The 20,189-nt window shown below is 65.9% G+C and carries 3 protein-coding genes; all 3 read right to left on the bottom strand.

The features are described from left to right. A partial coding sequence (locus WBB95_RS21610; protein ID WP_424489424.1) for an amino acid adenylation domain-containing protein occupies positions 1 to 11,130 on the bottom strand: 11,130 nt, incomplete at its 3' end. Further along, the gene (locus WBB95_RS21605; RefSeq protein WP_424489423.1) at positions 11,127 to 12,410 is read right to left on the bottom strand and encodes an amino acid adenylation domain-containing protein; all 1,284 of its coding nucleotides are present in this window, start codon (positions 12,408 to 12,410) and stop codon (positions 11,127 to 11,129) included. The genes WBB95_RS21605 and WBB95_RS21610, both read right to left, overlap by 4 nt. Before the next feature lie 20 nt (positions 12,411 to 12,430). Further along, on the bottom strand, positions 12,431 to 20,189 hold a 7,759-nt coding region (locus tag WBB95_RS21600), incomplete at its 5' end, for an amino acid adenylation domain-containing protein (protein WP_424489422.1).

Below are 20,189 nucleotides of genomic sequence, written 5' to 3'. Positions count from 1 at the left end.
GGCCAACACCAACCGCACCACCCCATCAAAGCGCCGGGTCGGCCGATACGCCGTACGCAACGCCGCCGCATACGTGCGGGCCGGCCCGTCCATCGCATCCACCGAGGCACGCCCCGGCAACAACCCGACGCCCACCATCCCGGCATGCAGCCATTGGCGTTGCGCCACCTCATCACGCTCGGCGAACTCAACGCGATCAATCCCCAGCGGCTTCCCGGCCGCCAACTGCATCGCCTCGATCAACCGCAACAACGCCGCCGTCGTCGTGTACGTTTTTGCAGCGCCCCCCGGTGACTCACTGTCGATCACCGTCAACGACGCCACCTCACGCCCTGCCGCCTGCAACTGCACAGCCATTTCCAGCGCGACCCAGCCGCCAAACGAATGCCCGACCAGATGCACCGGCCCCTGCGGGCATTCCTGCGCCAACGCCTGTAAATAACAGCGCGCCGCTGCTTCCACCTGGCTGTGGGGCACGGCTTCACCGTCCAGCCCACGCGGCTGCAACCCGAACAGCGGCCAGTCACGCCCCAGCGCTTCACCCAACCCCACAAAGCCGGTCACGCTGTCACCTGCCCCCGGCACACAGAACACCGGCGCGTAACCTGCCCTGCCGCTCTGAATACGCAGCAGCGGCTGATGCACGGCCTCGGCAACAGGCACACCGCCCGCCAATGCCTCAGCCATCGCCCGCCCCAGGGCCTGGATGTGCGGTGCCTGCATCATGCTCTGGTGATCCCCCGGCACTTCAACCTGACGCAATTGCCCAGGCGCCAAGACGTCGCCCCAACCCAAGGATTCACTGCGCCGCGACAGCTCGGTCGGACGCTCCCCGGCGCTGAACAACTGCACCGGAATCGGCAGCGGGAACAGGCTGTAATGCGCCAGCGCGTGCCCATGCCCGACTTCGCGCTGGATAAAGCTCAAGAGGTCCGCGTCCGACGCTGCCGCCATTTGCGCGTATAGCAAACCTTCATCGCGACAGCGCTGCAGCAGGCCTGCAAAGTCCAGCTGTCCAATGCCCGCCTCCAGTTGCTCAAGGCTCGCCAGTTCATCCCCACCTCCCTGGGTTTTCCAATACGCCGAGCACTGCAACAGCAGGTGCCGCTTGAGTGCGTCCGGGCCAGTCCAGCGCGCCTTGCCCTGGTCAGTCATGCGCGGCACGTAGCTGTCGATCAAGCCAAGAAACGCCACCGACTCGTCGAGCCCCAATAACTGCATCGCCACTTCATAGGCCAACACACCGCCAAACGACCAACCCGCGATGCGATACGGGCCCTGCGGCGCAATGCCGCGAATCAGGCCGACCAGGCGCGCCGCCAGGCCTTCCAGGGTGTTCAAGTGCGCTTCGCCGAGCGCCATGCCCGGCAGGCCATAGATGGGATAATCCCCCGGCAGGTGCTGGCCCAGCGCCGGAAAGTAGACGTCCATGCCGCTGAATTCATGAACCAGGAACAACGGCGGCTGCGTGCCGCTGCTGCGCACGGTAATCACCGCGCTGTCACGCACCGGAGCCTGCGTGCGTTGACGCAGCATCGCGGCGACCGACGCCACGCTGGCGTGCTGGAACAGTTCGGCCAGGGACACCTGCAACCCCGCCTCTTCCATCAAGTTAACCAGCCGAATCGCCAGCAACGAATGCCCGCCCAGCTCGAAGAAACTGTCATGCCGTCCCACTTGCTCAAGCTTCAATACGTCAGCCCACAGCTGGGCCAGCGTCTGCTCCAGGGCATCCGCCGGTGCTTCAAATTCGCGACTGTGCAAAGCCTCCAGCGCAGGCGCCGGCAGGGCTTTGCGGTCGACCTTGCCGTTGGCCGTCAGCGGCAACTGCGCCAGCGGCACATAAGCCGATGGCAGCATGTAATCCGGCAGCGTGCCTTGCAGGTGGGCACGCACGCTGTCGATGCCGACCGGCTCGCCCGCCCACGTGAAGTACGCCACCAGGCGCTTGTCGCCCGGCGCCTCTTCACGCGCCAGCACCACCACATCGCGGATGCCGGCGAAGGTCGCCAGGCGCGCTTCGATCTCACCCAGCTCGATGCGGAAACCACGAATCTTGACCTGGTCGTCGTTGCGCCCGAGGCACTCCAGCAGGCCCTCTTGCGTCCAGCGTCCAAGGTCACCGGTGCGGTACAACAAGCTGCCTTGGTTGAACGGGTCGTCGACAAACTTTTCCGCCGTCAGCTCAGGCCGGTTCAAATACCCCATGGCCACGCCGTCCCCGCCGATGCAGATCTCACCCGTCACACCCAATGGCACGGGCTGCAACTGCGCGTCCAATAGATGAATCCGGGTATTGGAAATCGGTCGCCCAATGGGCACGCTGTCGGCGTTTTCGGCAACCGCACGCACTTCATGGGTGGTGGCGTAGGTGGTGGTTTCCGTCGGCCCATAGCAATGCACCAGGCGTACGGCCGGGGCCCGCGCCAACAGGCTGCGGAACGCCGCCGGGTCGGCGCGCTCACCGCCGCACAGCAGGATGCGCAGGCCAGCCAGCGCGTCCGGGATCATCTGCACGTACTGGTTGAACAGCGCGGTGGTGACGAACAGCACCGTCGCGCCCTTCAGGGCCACGCCAAAGGCGGCCGGGTCGAGCAAAATAGCGTGGTCGATCACCTGCACCTGGCCGCCGTTGAGCAACGCGCCCCACACGTCCATGGTGCTGGCGTCGAATGCCGGGTTGGAGGCGAAGGCCACGCGGTCGCTGGCATTGAAGTCGGCGTAACCGTTGTTGAGCACCAGGCGCGTGATACCGCGATGGGGCACCAACACGCCCTTCGGTGTGCCGGTGGAACCGGAGGTGTACATGATGTACGCCACGCTGTCCGACGACTGCGACAACCCCGGGTTATGGCTCGGCTGCGGGTCGAGTGCCAGGGTGTCCAGGTCCAGGCGGCGGGCCGAGTCGTCGACGGCCGCATCGCTGTGGGTCAACAGCCACACCGCGCCGCTGTCCTGCAGCATGAAGCGCTGGCGGTCCGCCGGCGCATGGATGTCCAGCGGCACATAGGCTGCGGCGCATTTGAGCACGGCCAATTGGCTGATCAGCAAGTCGAACGAGCGCGGCAACAGCAGCGCCACCGTGTCGCCCGGTTGTACGCCCAGGCCCAACAGATGGTGGGCCAGGCGATTGGCGCGGGTGTTCAATTCGCCGTAGCTCAACACCTGTTCGCCGTGCAACGCGGCCATAGCGTGCGGACGCGCCTGGGCCTGTGCTTCGAACAGGCGCTGCACCGTGTGTTCACGCGGGAACGCGCGGGTGGTGGCGTTAAAGTCCGCCAGTTGTTGACGCTCGGCGGGCGGCAGAATCGGCACGTGGCTGATGGCGATATCGCGGTTGTGCTCCAACGCCTCCACCACCTGTTCAAGCGCGCAATTGAGGTAGTCGCACACCCGCCGGGCGCCCGCCCCCATGGCCTTGAGGCTGAAGCCATCACCGAAGTCATCCACACTCAGCGACAGCCCGTAATTGGTGTGCTCCTCGGCCTTGAGCAACTGAATGCCTTGCCACGCCTCGGCCACACCACCGGCCTGCGGCGCGCTGTGGCGGTAGTTGAACAGCACGCTGAACAACGGCGTGGTCGCCGGCACGCCGCTGCAGCGCTGGGCCAAGGCCAACGGTGCATGTTCATGGCTGAGCAGCTGGGTCAGGCGCGCGTGGGTGGCACGCAGCGCGGTACGCACCGAGTGCTCGCCGAGGTCGACCCGCAACGGCAAGGTGTTGATGAACACCCCCATCGCCCGCTCGGCGCCCTCGCCGCCTTGCAGGCGACCGAGCATCACAGTGCCGAACACCACGTGTTCGCGACCGCTGACCTTGCCCAGCACCTGGGCCCACGCCACATGCATCAGGCTGGCGGCACTCACGCCCGCCTGACGGGCCTGGGCACGCAGGCGCTGGCTCAAGTGCGGGTCAAGCGCCACCTGCACGGTTTCATCAATGCCCAGGGGTTCGACCTCGGTGGGCTCATCAATATCACCGAGCATTTCACGGAAGAACCCTTCGTGATCATCCACGCCCAACCGCGTCTGGGCGACATAATTGCGGTACGGCACCGCCGCCCCCAAGGTGTCTTCGGTGCCCAACAGGTAGGCCTGCAGCTCGTGCTGCAGGATTTCCAGCGCGATATGGTCCATCACCAAGTGGTGGAACAACAAAGTAGCAACCACGCGCTGCGGCGCTTGGGTATAGACCAGACGCATCAGCGGGGCGTGGCCCAGATCAAGGCGTTGCGGCAACGGCCCGGTTTCAACGCTCAATGTTGCTTCACGCCACACCACTTGCACCGGCTCTTCCAGCCCGTCCCAATGGAAGGACGAACGCAGGATGTCGTGCCGCTGGATCACCGCCTGCAACGCCCGGGCGAAAGCGTGCAGCCGCGTCGTGCTGTCGAAGGCAAACTGCGCCTGCAGTACATACGCGTCGTCGCCCTGCACCGCGCGGTGCTGATACAGCATGCCGGCCTGCAGTGGCGCCAGCGGGTAGATGTCCTGCACATTCGCCGCGCCGCCTGGGATGCAGGCGACGATACGTTCGATGGCCAACTGATCGAGTTGAACCAGCGGCAACATGGCCGGCGTGATGTGCGTGCAATCGTCGGCTATGCCATTCACCGGCACCGGCACTTCACGCCCGCCACCCAGCGCCGCCGCCAGGCCGCACAAGGTCGGCTGGCCGAACAGGGCCTTCACGTCCGCCGACAACCCAAGGCGACGCATGCGCCCCATCAAGCTGACGGCCAGCAGCGAGTGCCCGCCGAGTTCGAAGAAGTTGTCGTGACGGCCCACGCGCTCCACGTTGAGCAGCTCGGCCCACAGGCTGGCCAGGGCGATTTCCGTATCACCCTGGGGCGCTTCGTACGCGCGCACCACCATCGAATCCAGGCCCGGCGCGGGCAGCGCCTTGCGGTCGAGCTTGCCGTTGGGGCTCAGCGGCAAGGCGTCGAGGTGGACGAACACGGCAGGCACCATGAATTCCGGAAGGTGCTGCAACAGATGGCCGCGCAGCACGTCGATTTCAGTGAAAGCGCCGGTGTAGTAGGCCAACAAACGGTTGTCACGGGCGATCACGGCGGCTTCGTTGACCTGCGCAAACGCCGTCAGCCGTGCCTGGATCTCGCCCAGTTCAATGCGCAGACCACGGATCTTGACCTGGTCGTCGTTGCGCCCCAGGTATTCGATGTTACCGTCCGCCAAGTAACGCCCGACGTCGCCGGTGCGGTACAGGCGGCCTTCGGTGAACGGGTCTTGCAGGAACCGCTCGGCGGTCAGCTCGGGACGGTTGAGGTAACCGCGCGCCACTTGTACACCGCCGATGAACAGCTCGCCGACCACACCCAGGGGCACTGGCTGCAACTGCGCATCCAGCAAATACAGGCGTGTATTGGCGATGGGTTTGCCGATTGGCGTGTTATCCGGCGTTACCGGCCCCGCGCAATTCCACGCGGTGACGTCCACCGCGGCTTCGGTCGGGCCATACAGGTTATGCAGTTCGCTGCCGGGTAATTGCTGCTTGAAACGTCCCACCAGGCTGCCGGGCAAGGCTTCGCCGCTGCACATGACACGCACCAGGCCCGCCGCCTGGCTCACGTCGCCATGGGCCAGGAACACGTCGAGCATCGAGGGCACAAAGTGCAACGTGGTCACGGCCTCGGCCTCGATCACTTCACACAGGTACGCCGGGTCTTTATGGCCGCCCGGGCGCGCCATCACCAAGCGCGCGCCGGTGAACAGCGGCCAGAAGAACTCCCATACCGACACGTCGAAGCTGAACGGGGTTTTCTGCAGCACCGTGTCTTGTGCCGTCAGGCCATATTCGTCCTGCATCCACAGCAAGCGGTTGACCACCCCGGCGTGGTCGTTGATCACGCCCTTGGGCTGGCCGGTGGAACCGGAGGTGTAGATCACATAAGCGCTGGCGCCCCGTACGTCGGGGTTGTCGACGGGCTGGTGCTGCCACGTCGAAAGGTCCAGATCAACCACCGGCACCTCGCCCAGCAACTCGCTGGTGGCGCCTTGGGTCAAGACCACGCGCGGCGCGCTGTCTTCGAGCATGTAGGCGATGCGCTCCAGCGGGTACGCCGGGTCCAGCGGCACGTACGCGGCGCCCGCCTTGAGGATCGCGTACAGGCCAATCACCATTTCCAGGCTGCGTTCCACGCAGATCGCCACGCGGGCATCCGGCTGCACGCCCAGCTCCAGCAGGTGGTGAGCGAGCTGATTGGCCCGCGTATTCAGCTCGGCGTACGTCAGTTGCTGCGCACCGGCCTTGACCGCAATCGCGTTCGGCGTGCGCAGCACCTGAGCTTCGAACATCCCGTGCAGGGTCTGGTCGAGGTTGTAATCCACCTGGGTGGCGTTGAAGTCGAACAGCAGATGCTGACGCTCGCGCTCGTCCACCAGCGGCGTGTGTTCCAGCACCGCCTGGTCGTTCTCGACCATGGCCTGCAACACGCGAATGAAGTAGCCGGCATAACGCTGCACCGTCGACTCGTCAAACAGCGCCACCGCGTATTCCAGCGCGCCAAGAATGCTGCCTTGCACTTCGCCGAGGCCCAGCGACAGGTCGAACTTGGCAAAGTGGCTGTTCTCCACAATGCCTTCCAGTGCCAGGTCGCCCAGGGCCAGGGTCGGCGCGCTGCTGTCCTGCCAGGTCAGCAGGGTCTGGAACACCGGGCTGTGGGCCAGGCTGCGCACCGGCCGGGTGATTTCCACCACTTGTTCGAACGGCAGGTCCTGATGGGCCTGGGCCGCCAGCGTCAGGCCCTTGACCCGCGCCAGCAACGCTTCGGTGCTCAACTCGCCCGAGGTGTCGATACGCACCGCCAGGGTGTTGACGAACAGGCCGATCAGCCCTTCCACCTCGATACGCGTACGGTTGGCCACCGGTGAGCCAATCACCAGCTCCTGCTGCCCGGAAAGCCGCGCCAGCAACGACGCCCAGGCGGTCATCAGGGTCATGTACAACGTGGTGCCATGGCGTTGGCTCAAGGCCTTGAGCCCGGCCGTCAGGCGTTCATCCAGGCGCACTTCGACCGTGCTGCCGGCGTAGTCCTGCTGCGCCGGGCGCGGGCGGTCGGTGGGCAACGTGAGCAATGCCGGTGCGCCGTCCAGGGCCTGCTGCCAATAGCTGCTTTGACGCTGCAGCACCTCGCCGCTCAACCACAGGCGCTGCCACACGGCAAAGTCACCGTACTGGATCGGCAACGGCGGCAAAGGGTCCGGCTGGCCGTGGCTGAATGCCTGGTACAGCGCCATCAGCTCGTGGGTGAGCACGCCCATGGACCAGCCGTCGGAGACGATGTGGTGCAGGGTCAGCAACAACACATGGTGATCATCGGCCATCACCACCAGGCGCCCGCGCAGCAGCGGGCCGCGCTCCAGGTCGAAAGGCGCCGACGCTTCGCCGTGAATCAATGCATCCAGCGCCTGCTGGGGCTGCGGATGGCGGCGCAGGTCTTGCACTTGCAGGGGCAGCACGTCCTCGGCAGGCACGATCAGCACGTGGGCGTCGTCGCCCTGTTGGGTAAACCGGCTGCGTAAGGTTTCATGCCGCGCGACGATCCGCGCCAGCGCCCGTTGCAAGGCCTCGACATGCAACTGCCCACGCAAGCGCAGGCCAATTGGAATGTTGTAGGCCGTGTTGGCACCTTCCATCAGCGCCAGAAACCACAGGCGTTGCTGGGCGAAAGACAGCGGCACGTCTTCGTCGCGATTGGCCGGGAGGATGTCCGGCACACTGCTGCGACCGGCTTGGGCGAGCACCTGCGCGACCGCTGCCAGCTCAGGGTTGGCAAACAGGTCGGCGAGCAACAACTCCACCCCCAGGCGCTGGCGAACCTGCGAGACCATGCGCATCGCCAGCAACGAATGCCCGCCCAGCTCGAAGAAATGGTCCTGGCGCCCCACGCGCTCAACCTGCAAGACATCGGCCCAGATCTGCGCCAGCACGGTTTCGATCTCGCCCTGTGGCGCCGCGTATTCGCGGGTGAACACGGCAGCCATGTCCGGCGCCGGCAACGCCTTGCGGTCGAGTTTGCCGTTGGCGGTGAGCGGCAAAGCATCGAGTTTTACGTAGGCCACCGGGACCATGTAGTCCGGCAGGTGCGCCACCAGATGGGCGCGAATGTCGCCGACTGCCAGCGAATCCAGCTGCGCCTGTTCAGTGAAGTACGCCACCAGCCGCTCTTCACGGACCAGCACTACCGCTTCCTGAATGCCGGGGATCTGGTTGAGGCGGGTTTCGATTTCGCCCAACTCGATGCGCACACCGCGGATCTTCACTTGGTCATCGTTGCGCCCCAGGTACTCGATGTTGCCATCGGGCAACCAGCGCGCGAGGTCGCCGGTGCGGTACATGCGCCCGCCATTGAACGGGTCCTGCAGGAAGCGTTCGGCAGTCAGTTCCGGACGGTTCAGGTAGCCGCGCGCCACGCCCTTGCCGCCCACGTACAGCTCACCCGCCACGCCCAGCGGCACTGGCCGCTGGTGTTCATCGAGCAGGTACACCGTGGCATTGGCGACGGGTTTGCCGATGTGCAACGGCTGGCCTGCCTCGACCTTGCCGGACGTGGCGACCACCGTGGCCTCGGTGGGTCCGTAGTTGTTGATCAGCTCAAAACGCTGGGCGCGTGCGAACTGCCGCAGGCGATCGCCGCCGATCAGCAAGGTGCGCAAGGTCGGGTGCTCGATCTGCTGGCTGAAGGCGTACTCGGCCACCGGCGTCGGCAAGAAGCCCACGTCCAATGGCTGCGCGCACCACCACGCCAGCAGCGCGTCGACGTCTTCGGCGCCGTCAGTGGCCGGCGGCACGTGCAAGGTCGCGCCGACGCACAGTGCCGGCCAGACTTCCCAGGCCATCGCATCAAAGCCGAACCCGGCGACGCTGGCAGTGTGGCGCCCGGCGCGCAGATCAAAGGCATGGCAGTGCCAGTCGACCAGGTTGGCCACGGTGTGGTGCTCGACCATCACGCCTTTGGGCAAGCCGGTGGAGCCGGAGGTGTAAATCACATAAGCGAGGTTCGACGGGGTAACAGCGACCTTGGGGTTGCTCGCTGAATGGTGCTGCCAGGTGTAGCGGTCAAGGTTGATGACCGGCACTTCAAGGGCCGGCAACCGTGCCTGCAACGCTTGTTGGGTCAGGACCACGACGGGAGCGCTGTCGGTCAGCAGGTAGTTCAGGCGCTCGGCCGGGTGGGACGGGTCCACCGGCACATAGCAGGCGCCGGCCTTGAGGATCGCCAGCAACCCGGCCAGGGTGTCCAGGCCGCGGCGCGCAACAATGGCCACACGGTCATCCGGTTTGACGCCCAACGCCAGCAAGTGATGGGCCAGCAGGTTGGCTTGCTGGTTCAGCTCGGCGTAGGTCAGCTGTTGGCCGTGGTAAACGGCGGCGATGGCTTCGGGCGTGAGGGCCGCCTGGGCCTCGACGCGGCCGTGCAGTGTGGTGCCCTGGGGGAAATCGACCTGGGTGGCGTTGAACTGCTCCAGCAGCAACTGTTGCTCGGCGGCAGGCAGCACCGGCACCTGCGTAAGCGCAGTATTCGGCGCCTGTTCCAGCGCGTCCACCAGGTTTTCCAGGGCGGTTTGCAGGTAGGCGCACACGCGCTGCGGGTCGACTTGAGTGGTGGCCAGCAGGCGCAGGATAAAGCCGTCGCCGAGGTCGTCCACACTCAGCGTCAGCGGGTAATTGGTGCGCTCGTCGGAGCGCAGTGTTTCGATGCCCTGCCAAGCCGCCACTGCGTCACTGTGGGTGCCCGTGCCGCTGTGGCGATAGTTGAGCAAGGCGCTGAACAACGGCGTCGGCGCCACCACCCCGCTGCACCGTTGCGCCAGCGCCAAGGGCGCATTTTCATGGCGCAGCAGGCTGGTCAGGCGCACATGGGTGGCCTTGATGCCGGCGCGCACGTCTTGGCCGCCCACGTCCACCCGAAACGGCAGCGTGTTGATGAAGATCCCCAAGGCGCGGTCGGTGTCGTGCCCGCCCTGCATGCGCCCCATCAGCACGGTGCCGAACACCACTTGGGCTTTGCCGGCCAGCACGCTCAGCACCTGGGCCCAGCCAAAATGAAACAGGCTGGCGACGCTCACACCCAGCAGACGTGCCTGCACACGCAGGCGCCGGTTGAGGCTGGCCGCAAGCGGCCAATCGAGTTCGGCAATGTCACGGCCGTCGCCCTGCACATCCTGCAAGCCAAACGGCAGGGTCGGTTCCACCACATCGCCAAGCATCTGCTGGAAAAACGCCTCATGTTGCTGCTCGCTCACCCCCAGGCGCGCCTGGGCCACGTAGTTGCGAAACGGCACCGCATGGCCTAATTGCGCGGCATTGCCCTGCAAGAATGCCTGCATTTCATGGCGCACCACTTCGAGGGCGCTGTGGTCCAGGGCCATGTGATGAAACAACAGCATGGCGACAATGCGCCCGCGGGCCGGGTCGCGCGCCCACGCCAGGCGCAGCAGCGGCGCCTGAGTCACGTCGAGGCGAAAATGCCGCGCGTCGAAGCGTTCATGAAGTTGGGTGGCGATGTCGCCGTCTGCCGGGTCCAGCTCAACCGCCAGCACTGGCAGGCGCGCCGTGCGCCACACCACTTGCGACGGCTCCTGCAACCCGTCCCAGACCACGCCGGTACGCAGGATGTCATGGCGTTCGATCACCCCTTGCAGCGCCTGGGCAAAGGCGTCGAAACGCTCAAGGCTGTCGAAGGCAAACTGCGACTGCATCACGTAGGGGTCGCCGTGCTCGGCGCTGACGTGGTGAAACAGGATGCCTTCCTGCAACGGCGCCAAGGGGTAGATGTCCTGGATATTCGCCACGCCGCCGTCGACCGTGGCGACGATGCGGTCGATGGCTTCCTGGCTCAGTTTCGACAAGGTCAACATGGCCGGAGTGATGCGTTCGGCACCGGCCGGGATGCCATTGGCCGGCACCTCGACGTCGCCCGCCTTGGTCGCCGAGTATTGGCCGGCCTTGATCAACGCGATCAACGCCGGTTTATATTCGCGCAACGCGGCAAGAATGGCAGGGTCACTCAAGGCCTGCTTGTTGCCTTGCACCGACAACTGCTCACCCTTCAGCGCCAGCTGCACGTCCTTGGTTTTCAGCGTCGCCAGCAGTTCGAAAATGCTCACAGGACGATCTCCATTCGTTCGGTCATTGCGGCGTAGCCGGCCAGGGTCGGCTGTTCGAACAGCGCCCGCACATCGGCTTCCATGCCTTCCTGGCGCAAGCGCCCGATCAAGCTCACGGCCAGCAACGAGTGCCCGCCCAGTTCAAAGAAATTATCGTGGCGCCCTACCCGCTCCACCTTGAGCAGCTCGGCCCAGAGCTGCGCCAAGAGGATTTCGGTGTCGCCTTCAGGCGCTTCGTACTCACGCACGGTCAGCGCTTCGGCACCCGGTTCAGGCAAAGCCTTGCGGTCGAGCTTGCCGTTGGGGCTCAGGGGCAGCGCGTCCAGGTGCACGAACAGCGCAGGCACCATGAAGTCCGGCAAGTGCTGCAACAGGTGCTCGCGCAACGCCGTGCTGCGCTCGCCGGTGTAGTAGGCGACCAGCCGGTCTTCGCGGGCGATCACGGCGGCTTCGCTGACCTGCGGATGTTCCAGCAGCCGCGCCTGGATTTCGCCCAGTTCGATGCGCAAGCCACGGATCTTCACCTGGTCATCGTTGCGGCCCAGGTACTCGATGTTGCCGTCCGGCAAATAGCGGCCCACGTCGCCGGTGCGGTACAGGCGGCCTTCGGTAAACGGGTCGTTGAGGAAGCGCTCAGCGGTCAGTTCAGGCCGGTTGAGGTAACCGCGCGCCACCTGCACGCCGCCGATGAACAGCTCGCCGACCACGCCCAACGGCACCGGCTGCAGCTGCGCGTCCAGCACATACAGGCGTGTATTGGCGATGGGTTTGCCAATCGGCGTGTTGTCCGGCACATCCGGGCGGGCGCAGTTCCACGCGGTCACGTCCACCGCCGCCTCGGTCGGGCCATACAGGTTGTACAGGCCGATATCCGGCAATTGCTGCTTGAAACGCCGCACCAGGCTGCCCGGCAGAGCCTCGCCACTGCACATCACCCGCACCAGCCCGGCGGCCTGGCTGACATCGCCATGGGCCAGGAATACGTCGAGCATCGACGGCACAAAGTGCAGCGTGGTGATCTGCTCGGCCTCGATGACCTCACACAGGTACGCCGGGTCTTTGTGACCACCCGGGCGCGCCATCACCAGGCGCGCGCCGGTGAACAGCGGCCAGAAGAACTCCCACACCGACACATCGAAGCTGAACGGGGTTTTCTGCAGCACCGCGTCATGCGCGTTGAGGCCGTAGGCGTCCTGCATCCACAGCAGGCGATTGACCACCCCGGCGTGTTCATTGATCACGCCTTTGGGCTGGCCGGTGGAACCGGAGGTGTAGATCACGTAAGCCTGGTGCCGCGCGGTCAGCCCGGTACCCGTGGATTGCTCGCAGGCTGGTGCTGCCAGGTGCTGTGGTCAAGGTCGATCACCGGCACATCGCCGAGCAATGCACGCGTAGCGCCCTGGGCCAGCACCACCACCGGCGCGCTGTCGTGCAGCATGTAGGCGATGCGTTCCTGCGGGTAGGCCGGGTCCAGCGGTACATAACCGCCACCGGCCTTGAGGATGGCGAACAGGCCGACCACCATGTCCAGGCCGCGCTCGACGCAGATTCCGACCCGCGCATCCGGCTGTACGCCAAGCTCACGCAGGTGATGAGCCAGGCGGTTGGCGCGCTCGTTGAGTTGGGCGTACGTCAGCTGTTGATCGCCAGCCTTCACCGCCAGCGCCTGCGGTGTGCGCAGCACCTGCGCTTCGAACAGACCGTGCAGCGTCTGGTCGAGGTTGTAGTCGACGTCGGTGGCGTTGAAGTCGACCAGCAGTTGCTTGCGCTCCTGCGCCTCCAGCACCGGCAGGCGATTGACCGGCAGTTGCGGCGCCTGCTCCAGCGCCTCGACCAGGCCCTGCAGGGTCACGTGCATAAAGCCGCACACGCGTTGCGCGCCGATGTGCTTCGGGGTCATGGCGGTCAGCCGGAAGCCGTCGCCCTGATCATCGACGTTAAGCGTCAACGGGTAGTTGGTGCGCTCCTCGCTGGCCAGGGTCTGAATGCCCTGCCACGCCGCGGATGCCGGCGCCTGCTGGCTGTCGCTGTGACGGTAGTTGAGCATCGCGCTGAACAGTGGCTGCGGTGCGGCAACGCCACTGCAACGCTGGGCCAAGGCCAACGACGCGTGTTCATGCCCCAGCAAGGCGGTCAACCGCGCATGGGTCTGCTTGACCGCGCTGCGCACATCGGCCGTGCCGATATCCACCCGCAGCGGCAAGGTATTGATGAACATGCCCAGCGCGCGGTCACTGCCTTTACCGCCTTGCATGCGGCCCAGCAACACGGTGCCGAACACCACGCTTTCCTGGCCGGCGGTGCTCGCCAGCACGCGCGCCCACGCCAAGTGGAACAGGCTCGCAGCGCTGACGCCAAGCAACCGTGCCTGGGCCCGCAGGCGTTGGTTGAGGGCTGGCGCCAAGTGCTGCTGAACCTCTTCGATGGCCGTGCCGTCGCCGCGCACATCCTGCAAGCCAAACGGCAGGGTTGGCTCGCCGATGTCACCGAGCATCTCGCGGAAGAACGCTTCATGGGCCTGTTCGCTGACACCCAAGCGCGCCTGGGCCACGTAGTTGCGGTACGGCGTGGCTTCGCCGAAGGCCTGTGCGTGGCCGAGCAAGCTGGCCTGCATTTCATGGCGCACACCGTCGAGCGCCGTGTGATCGAGGGCAATGTGGTGGAACAACAGGATCGCGACGACCCGTTGTTGCGCCGGGTCCCGGGCATACACCAGCCGCACCAGCGGCGCCTCGGCCATCGACACGCGGAAGTGACGTGGGTCAAAGCGCTGGTGCAATTGCTCGATCACGTCGCCCTCAAGCGTCAGTTCCTGCACCGCCAGCTCGGCGGTGCGCCACACCACTTGCAGCGGCTGCGCCAGGCCTTCCCAGACCACGCCAGTGCGCAGGATGTCATGGCGGTTGATCACCTGTTGCAGCGCCTGGCCAAAGGCGTCGAGGCGCTCAATGCTGTCAAACGCCAGGTGCGATTGCAGCAGGTAGGGGTCGCCCCTCTCGGCAGTGATGTAGTGGTAGAGGATGCCTTCCTGCAAGGGCGCCAAGGGGTAGATGTCTTGCACATTGGCGGCGCCGCCGGGCACGCCGGCCACCACCTGGTCAATCGTCGTTTGGTCGAGGTTCACCAGGGTCAGCATGTCCGGCGTGATGCGCTGGCAGTCGGCCGGGATGCGGTTCGCCGGCACCTGCACGTCCAGGCCGCTGCCCACGGCCGCCGCGAGCGCAGCCAGGGTCGGCTGGCTGAACAGCACGCGCACGTCGGCGCTGAGGCCGACCTGGCGCATGCGTTCGATCAAGCTGACGGCCAACAACGAATGGCCGCCCAGCTCGAAGAAGTGGTCATGGCGACCCACCTGTTCCACCTGCAATACCTCGGCCCAGATGCCCGCCAGGGTGGTTTCGACGTCACCTTGCGGGGCTTCGTAGCCGCGGCTGACCAGCGCGGTTTGATCAGGATCGGGCAATGCCTTGCGGTCGAGCTTGCCGTTGGCGGTCAAGGGCAGCGCATCGAGCCTTACGTAGGCCGACGGCACCAGCGCGTCGGGTAACTGCGCTTGCAGTTGGGTGCGCAGGGTTTCAATCGCCAGCGGGCGATGCGCAGTGAACCAGGCGATCAGACGGCCGTCGCGCACCAGCACCACGGCTTCAGCGACGCCTTCCAATGCGGCCAGGCGGCTCTCGATTTCGCCCAGCTCGACGCGCACACCGCGCACTTTGACTTGGTCATCGTTGCGGCCCAGGTACTCGATAGTGCCGTCGGGCAACCAGCGCGCGAGGTCACCGGTGCGGTACATGCGCCCTGGGTTGAACGGGTCTTGCAGGAAGCGTTCAGCGGTCATCTGCGCACGGTTCAGATACCCGCGCGCCACGCCACCACCGCCCACATACAGCTCACCGGCCACACCCACTGGCACCGGGCGCAATTGTTCATCGAGCACATACACGCTGGCATTCGCCACAGGCCGGCCAATGTGCAGCGCCTGCCCGGCGCGCACGCGGCCGGAGGTGGCGACCACCGTGGCTTCGGTGGGGCCATAGTTGTTGATCACCGCAAAGCGGCGTTCCTGGCTGAACTGACGCAGGCGATCGCCGCCGATCAGCAGGATGCGCAAGCTCGGGTGCGCCAGGTTCTGGCTGAAGGCGTACTCGGCCACCGGCGTTGGCAGGAAGCTCACGTCCAGCGGCTGCGCCAGCCACCAGGCGAGCAGTTCGTCGATGTTTTCATTACCGACATTGGCCGGCGGCAAATGCAGGCTTGCGCCGATGCACAGTGTCGGCCAAACCTCCCAGGCCATGGCGTCAAAACCGAAACCGGCGACGCTGCTGGTGTGGCTGCGCGCATCCAGGCCGAAGGCTTCACAGTGCCAGTGCACCAGGTTCTCGACCGTGCGGTGTTCCACCATCACGCCCTTGGGCTGGCCGGTGGAGCCGGAGGTGTAGATCACGTAGGCCAGGTGCGCCGGGGTCAAGTTGGCCAGGTGCGGGTTGCTGACGGCATGGCGCTGCAGGCCCGGGTCGAACAGGTCGATGCTGGTGACACCGCCGAGCAGCTCGCGGGTGCTCGCTTCGGCCACGACGGCCACTGGCGCGCTGTCCTGCAACAGGTAGGCGATGCGCTCGGCCGGGTAAGCCGGGTCGACGGGCACATACCCGGCGCCCGCCTTCAAAATCCCCAGCAACCCCACCAGCATCTGCGGGCCGCGACGGCAGCACAGGGCGACGCGGTCGTCCGGCTGCACGCCGAGTGCCAGCAGGTGATGGGCCAGCCGGTTGGCACGCTGATTGAGTTGCTGGTAGGTCAGCGACTCGGCGCCTTGCTGCACGGCAATCGCGTCAGGCTGGCGCTCGGCCTGCACCTCGAAAGCGCCGTGCAGTGTCTGGCCGGTCGGGAAGTCCGCAGTGGTCGCGTTGAAGTCGCGCAGCACGGTGTCACGTTCTGCGGCGGGTAAAATCTGCAGTTGGTTCAGTGCGATATTCGCGGCGCTTTCCAGCGTGCTGACCAGTTGTTCAATGGCGTTGTGCATGTAGCCACACATCCGCTCGGCGCCGATCTGCGGCAGCGCCAGCACGGTCAGGCCAAAACCGACGCCCAGGTCATCGACGCTGAGGGTCAGCGGGTAGTTGCTGCGCTCTTCACCGCCCAGCAACTGCACGCCTTCCCAGATGCCGTGGCCATCGCGGGCCATTTCGCCGGGGGTGCTGTGACGGTAGTTGAGCAAGGCGCTGAACAGCGGCACCGACGTTGGCACGCCGCTGCAACGTTGGGCCAGCGCAAGGGAAGCATGCTCATGCCCGAGCAAGGCGCTCAACCGGGCATGGGTGGCCTTGACCGCGACGGCGGCGCTCGCCGCGACATTCACGCGCAGCGGCAAGGTGTTAATGAACATCCCCAGCGCGCGGTCGGCGCCATCGCCGGCCTGCATGCGGCCCATCAACACAGTGCCGAAAACCACGTCGTCGCGCCCCGACACCAGCCCCAGCACCTGTGCCCATGCCAAGTGCATCAGGCTGGCCGCGCTGACGCCCAATTGGCGCGCCTGCTCACGTACACGCAACGCCAAGGCCGCGTCCAGGGGCAGCTCGGCCTCTTCAATTTCACGGCCATCGCCCTGCACGTCCTGCACGCCAAACGGCAAGGTCGGTTCATCCACCTCTGCCAGCATCTCGCGGAAGAACTGCTCATGCTCCGCCACGCTCACACCCAGGCGCGCCTGGGCCACGTAAGTGCGGAACGGCGCCGCCTCGGGCAGTGCATCGGCCTGGTTGAACAGGAACGCGCGCATTTCCTGGCCGACCACTTCCATGGCGGTGTGGTCCAGCGCCAGGTGGTGAAACAGCAGGATCGCCGCGACCCGGTCATTCGCCGGATCCTCGGCGTACACCATGCGCAGCAGCGGCGCCTGGGTGATGTCGAGCCGGTAGTGACGGGCGTCGAAACGTGCGTGCAGTTGCTCGATGATGCCGCCGTCAGCCGGGTCCAGGGCGACGGCCTGCACCACCAACTGTGCTGCGCGCCAGACCACTTGCACCGGGCTGTCGAGACCTTCCCAGACCACGCCGGTGCGCAGGATGTCGTGGCGTGCAACGACCTGTTGCAGCGCGCCCATGAACGCGTGCAAACGGTCGAGGCTGTCAAACGCCATGCGCGACTGCAGCAGGTACGGGTCGCCCTGCTCGGCGCTGATGTGGTGGTACAGAATGCCTTCCTGCAACGGCGCCAGCGGGTAGATGTCCTGCACATTCGCAGCACCTCCCGGAACGTTGGCGACGATGCGGTCGATGGCCGTCTGGTCGAGTTGCACCAGGGTCAGCATCGACGGGGTGATGCGGCCGCACGGCGAGGGAATGCCATTGGCCGGCACCACAATCTCGCGACCACTGCCCACCGCCGCCGCCAGCGCCGCCAGGCTTGGCTGGCTGAACAGCACGCGGACATCGGCGCTCAGGCCGACCTGGCGCATGCGTTCGATCAGGCTGACGGCCAACAGCGAGTGCCCGCCCAACTCAAAGAAATGATCGTGGCGCCCCACGCGGTCGAGCTTGAGCACGTCCTGCCATATCTGCGCCAGCAGGGTCTCCACCTCGCCTTCCGGCGCCTCGTAGCCACGGCTGAGCAGCGCGCTCTGGTCCGGCACCGGCAACCCTTTGCGGTCAAGTTTGCCGTTGGCGGTCAGTGGCAACAGCTCCAGCCAGACATAGGCGGACGGCACCATGTAATCCGGCAACTGGCCTTGCAGATGGGCGCGCAGGGCTTCGATGTCCAGCGGCGTATCCGCCGTGTAGTAGGCGACCAGGCGTTTGTCGCCGGGCTCGTCTTCGCGGGCCACGACCACGGCGTCCTTCACGCCGTGGAAGGCGGCCAGGCAGGCCTCGATTTCGCCGGGCTCGATACGAAAACCGCGAATTTTCACCTGCAGGTCATTGCGCCCCTGGTACAGCAGCGTGCCGTCGGCTTGCCAGCAAGCCAGGTCGCCACTGCGGTACAGCAGGCCGTCGCCGAAGGGGTTGGGGATGAATTTTTCGGCGTTCAGTTGCGGCTGGTTCAAGTACCCCTTGGCCACGCCCGCACCCCCGATATACATCTCGCCGACCACGCCCAGCGGCACCGGTTGCTGGCGCGCGTCCAGCACGTAAGCCTGTGCGTTGGCGATGGGGCGGCCAATCGGGACCGCGCCCTCGCCTGCCGTGGTGATCTCGAATGTCGTCGAAAACGTCGTGGCCTCGGTCGGCCCGTAGCCGTTCAACAGGTGCTGGGGTTTGCCGTGCTTGAGCACGCGGCTGATCACCTGCGGGTCGAGTACATCGCCGCCGACGATCAGGTAACGCAACTGGCGCAACACCGGCAGCAACGCATCGGCGTATTGGTGGAACAGCCCGGCGGTCATCCACAACACGCTGACGGCTTGCTCCTGCAACAGCGCGGCAAAGGCCGCCTGGGACAGCAACACCGCATGCTCGACCACCACCACGCAGCCGCCATTGAGCAACGGCGCCCACACGTCAAGGGTGCTGGCGTCAAAGGCCGGGTTGGAGGCAAAGGCCACACGGTCGCGCGGGTTGAACTCGGCGTACCCGTTGTTCAGCACCAGGCGCGAGATCGCGCGGTGCGGCACTTGCACGCCTTTCGGGGCACCGGTGGAGCCGGAGGTGTACATGATGTACGCGACGTCCTCGGAGGACTGCACCCGATCAGGGTTGCGCGGTGACTGCGCATCCAGGTTCAGGTCAGCCAGGCTGTTGAGCACGCGATGCGCGCCGCTGTCCTGCACCATGAAGGCCTGGCGTTCCACCGGGGCGTTCACGTCCAGCGGCACATACACCGCCGCGCACTTGAGGATCGCCAGTTGGCACACCAGCAAATCCAGGCTGCGCGGCAGCGCGATGGCCACGCTTTCGCCGGGTTGCACGCCCTGGCTGATGAGGTGATGGGCCAGGCGGTTGGCGCGGCGGTTGAGGTCGCGGTAACTCAACGACAACTGGCCATGCACCGCCGCCACGGCGTCGGGACGCGCCAGCGCCTGGGCCTCGAACAGTTGCTGAACTGTGAGCTGCGACGGGTACTCGCGGGCAGTGGCATTGAACCCCACCAACAGCTGGTGACGTTCGGCAGGTGGCAGGATCGAAACCGCGTGCAAGGGTGTGGTCGGCGCCTGTTGCAGCGCCGACACCAGGTGGCGCAGGGCCGTGAGCATGTAGTCGCCCACACGCTGCACATCCAGTTCGGCCACGCCTTGTACGGTGAGGGCAAAGCCTGTGCCCAGGTCATCGACGTTCAGCACCAGCGGGTAATTGCTGCGCTCTTCAGAGCTGAGAATCTCGATGCCTGAGGCGGCAAACGGGCTGTCTCCGGGGGCTTCGCCCGGCGCACTGTGACGGTAGTTGAGCAGCGTGCTGAACAGCGGCAGCGAGCCCGGCACGCCGCTGCACCGCTGGGCCAGCGACAGCGAGGCGTGTTCATGCCCAAGCAATTGCGCCAGGCGCGCGTGGGTGGCGCGCACCCCGGCCTGCACGCCGGTGGCGCCCAGGCTGACGCGCAGCGGCAGGGTGTTGATGAACATTCCGAGTGCACGGTCGGCGCCCTCGCCGCCCTGCAGTCGGCCGAGCAATACGGTGCCGAACACCACCTCTTGCTGACCGGAAACCTGGCCCAGCACCTGCGCCCAGGCCAGGTGCACGAGGCTGGCGGTGCTCACCCCCAATTGCCGCGCCTGTTCACGCAAACCCTGGCTGAGGGCCGGTTCCAGCGGCAGGTGGGCTTGCTTGATGCCGCTGCCGTCGCCATTCACGTCGTGTAACCCGAAGGCCAGGGTCGGCTCGTCAATGTCGCCAAGCATCTCGTTGAAGAACGCTTCGTGTTGCGCCTGGCTGACCCCGAGGCGCGCCTGGGCCACGTAATGGCGGTACTGCACGGCATCAGGCAGTTGCGCGCTGTGGCCGGACAGGCTGGCGCTCATTTCTTCCACCAGCACGTGCAGGGCGGTGTGGTCGAGCAGGATATGGTGCAACAGCAGGATGCCGACGCAGCGGCCCGATTCCTGGGCGTACGCCAAACGCATCAGC

The sequence above is a fragment of the Pseudomonas sp. genome, assembly GCF_049645325.1.
GTDB lineage: Bacteria > Pseudomonadota > Gammaproteobacteria > Pseudomonadales > Pseudomonadaceae > Aquipseudomonas.
Note: the sequence above shows the minus strand (reverse complement) of the source record. Positions and strands in the feature narration are given on the sequence as shown.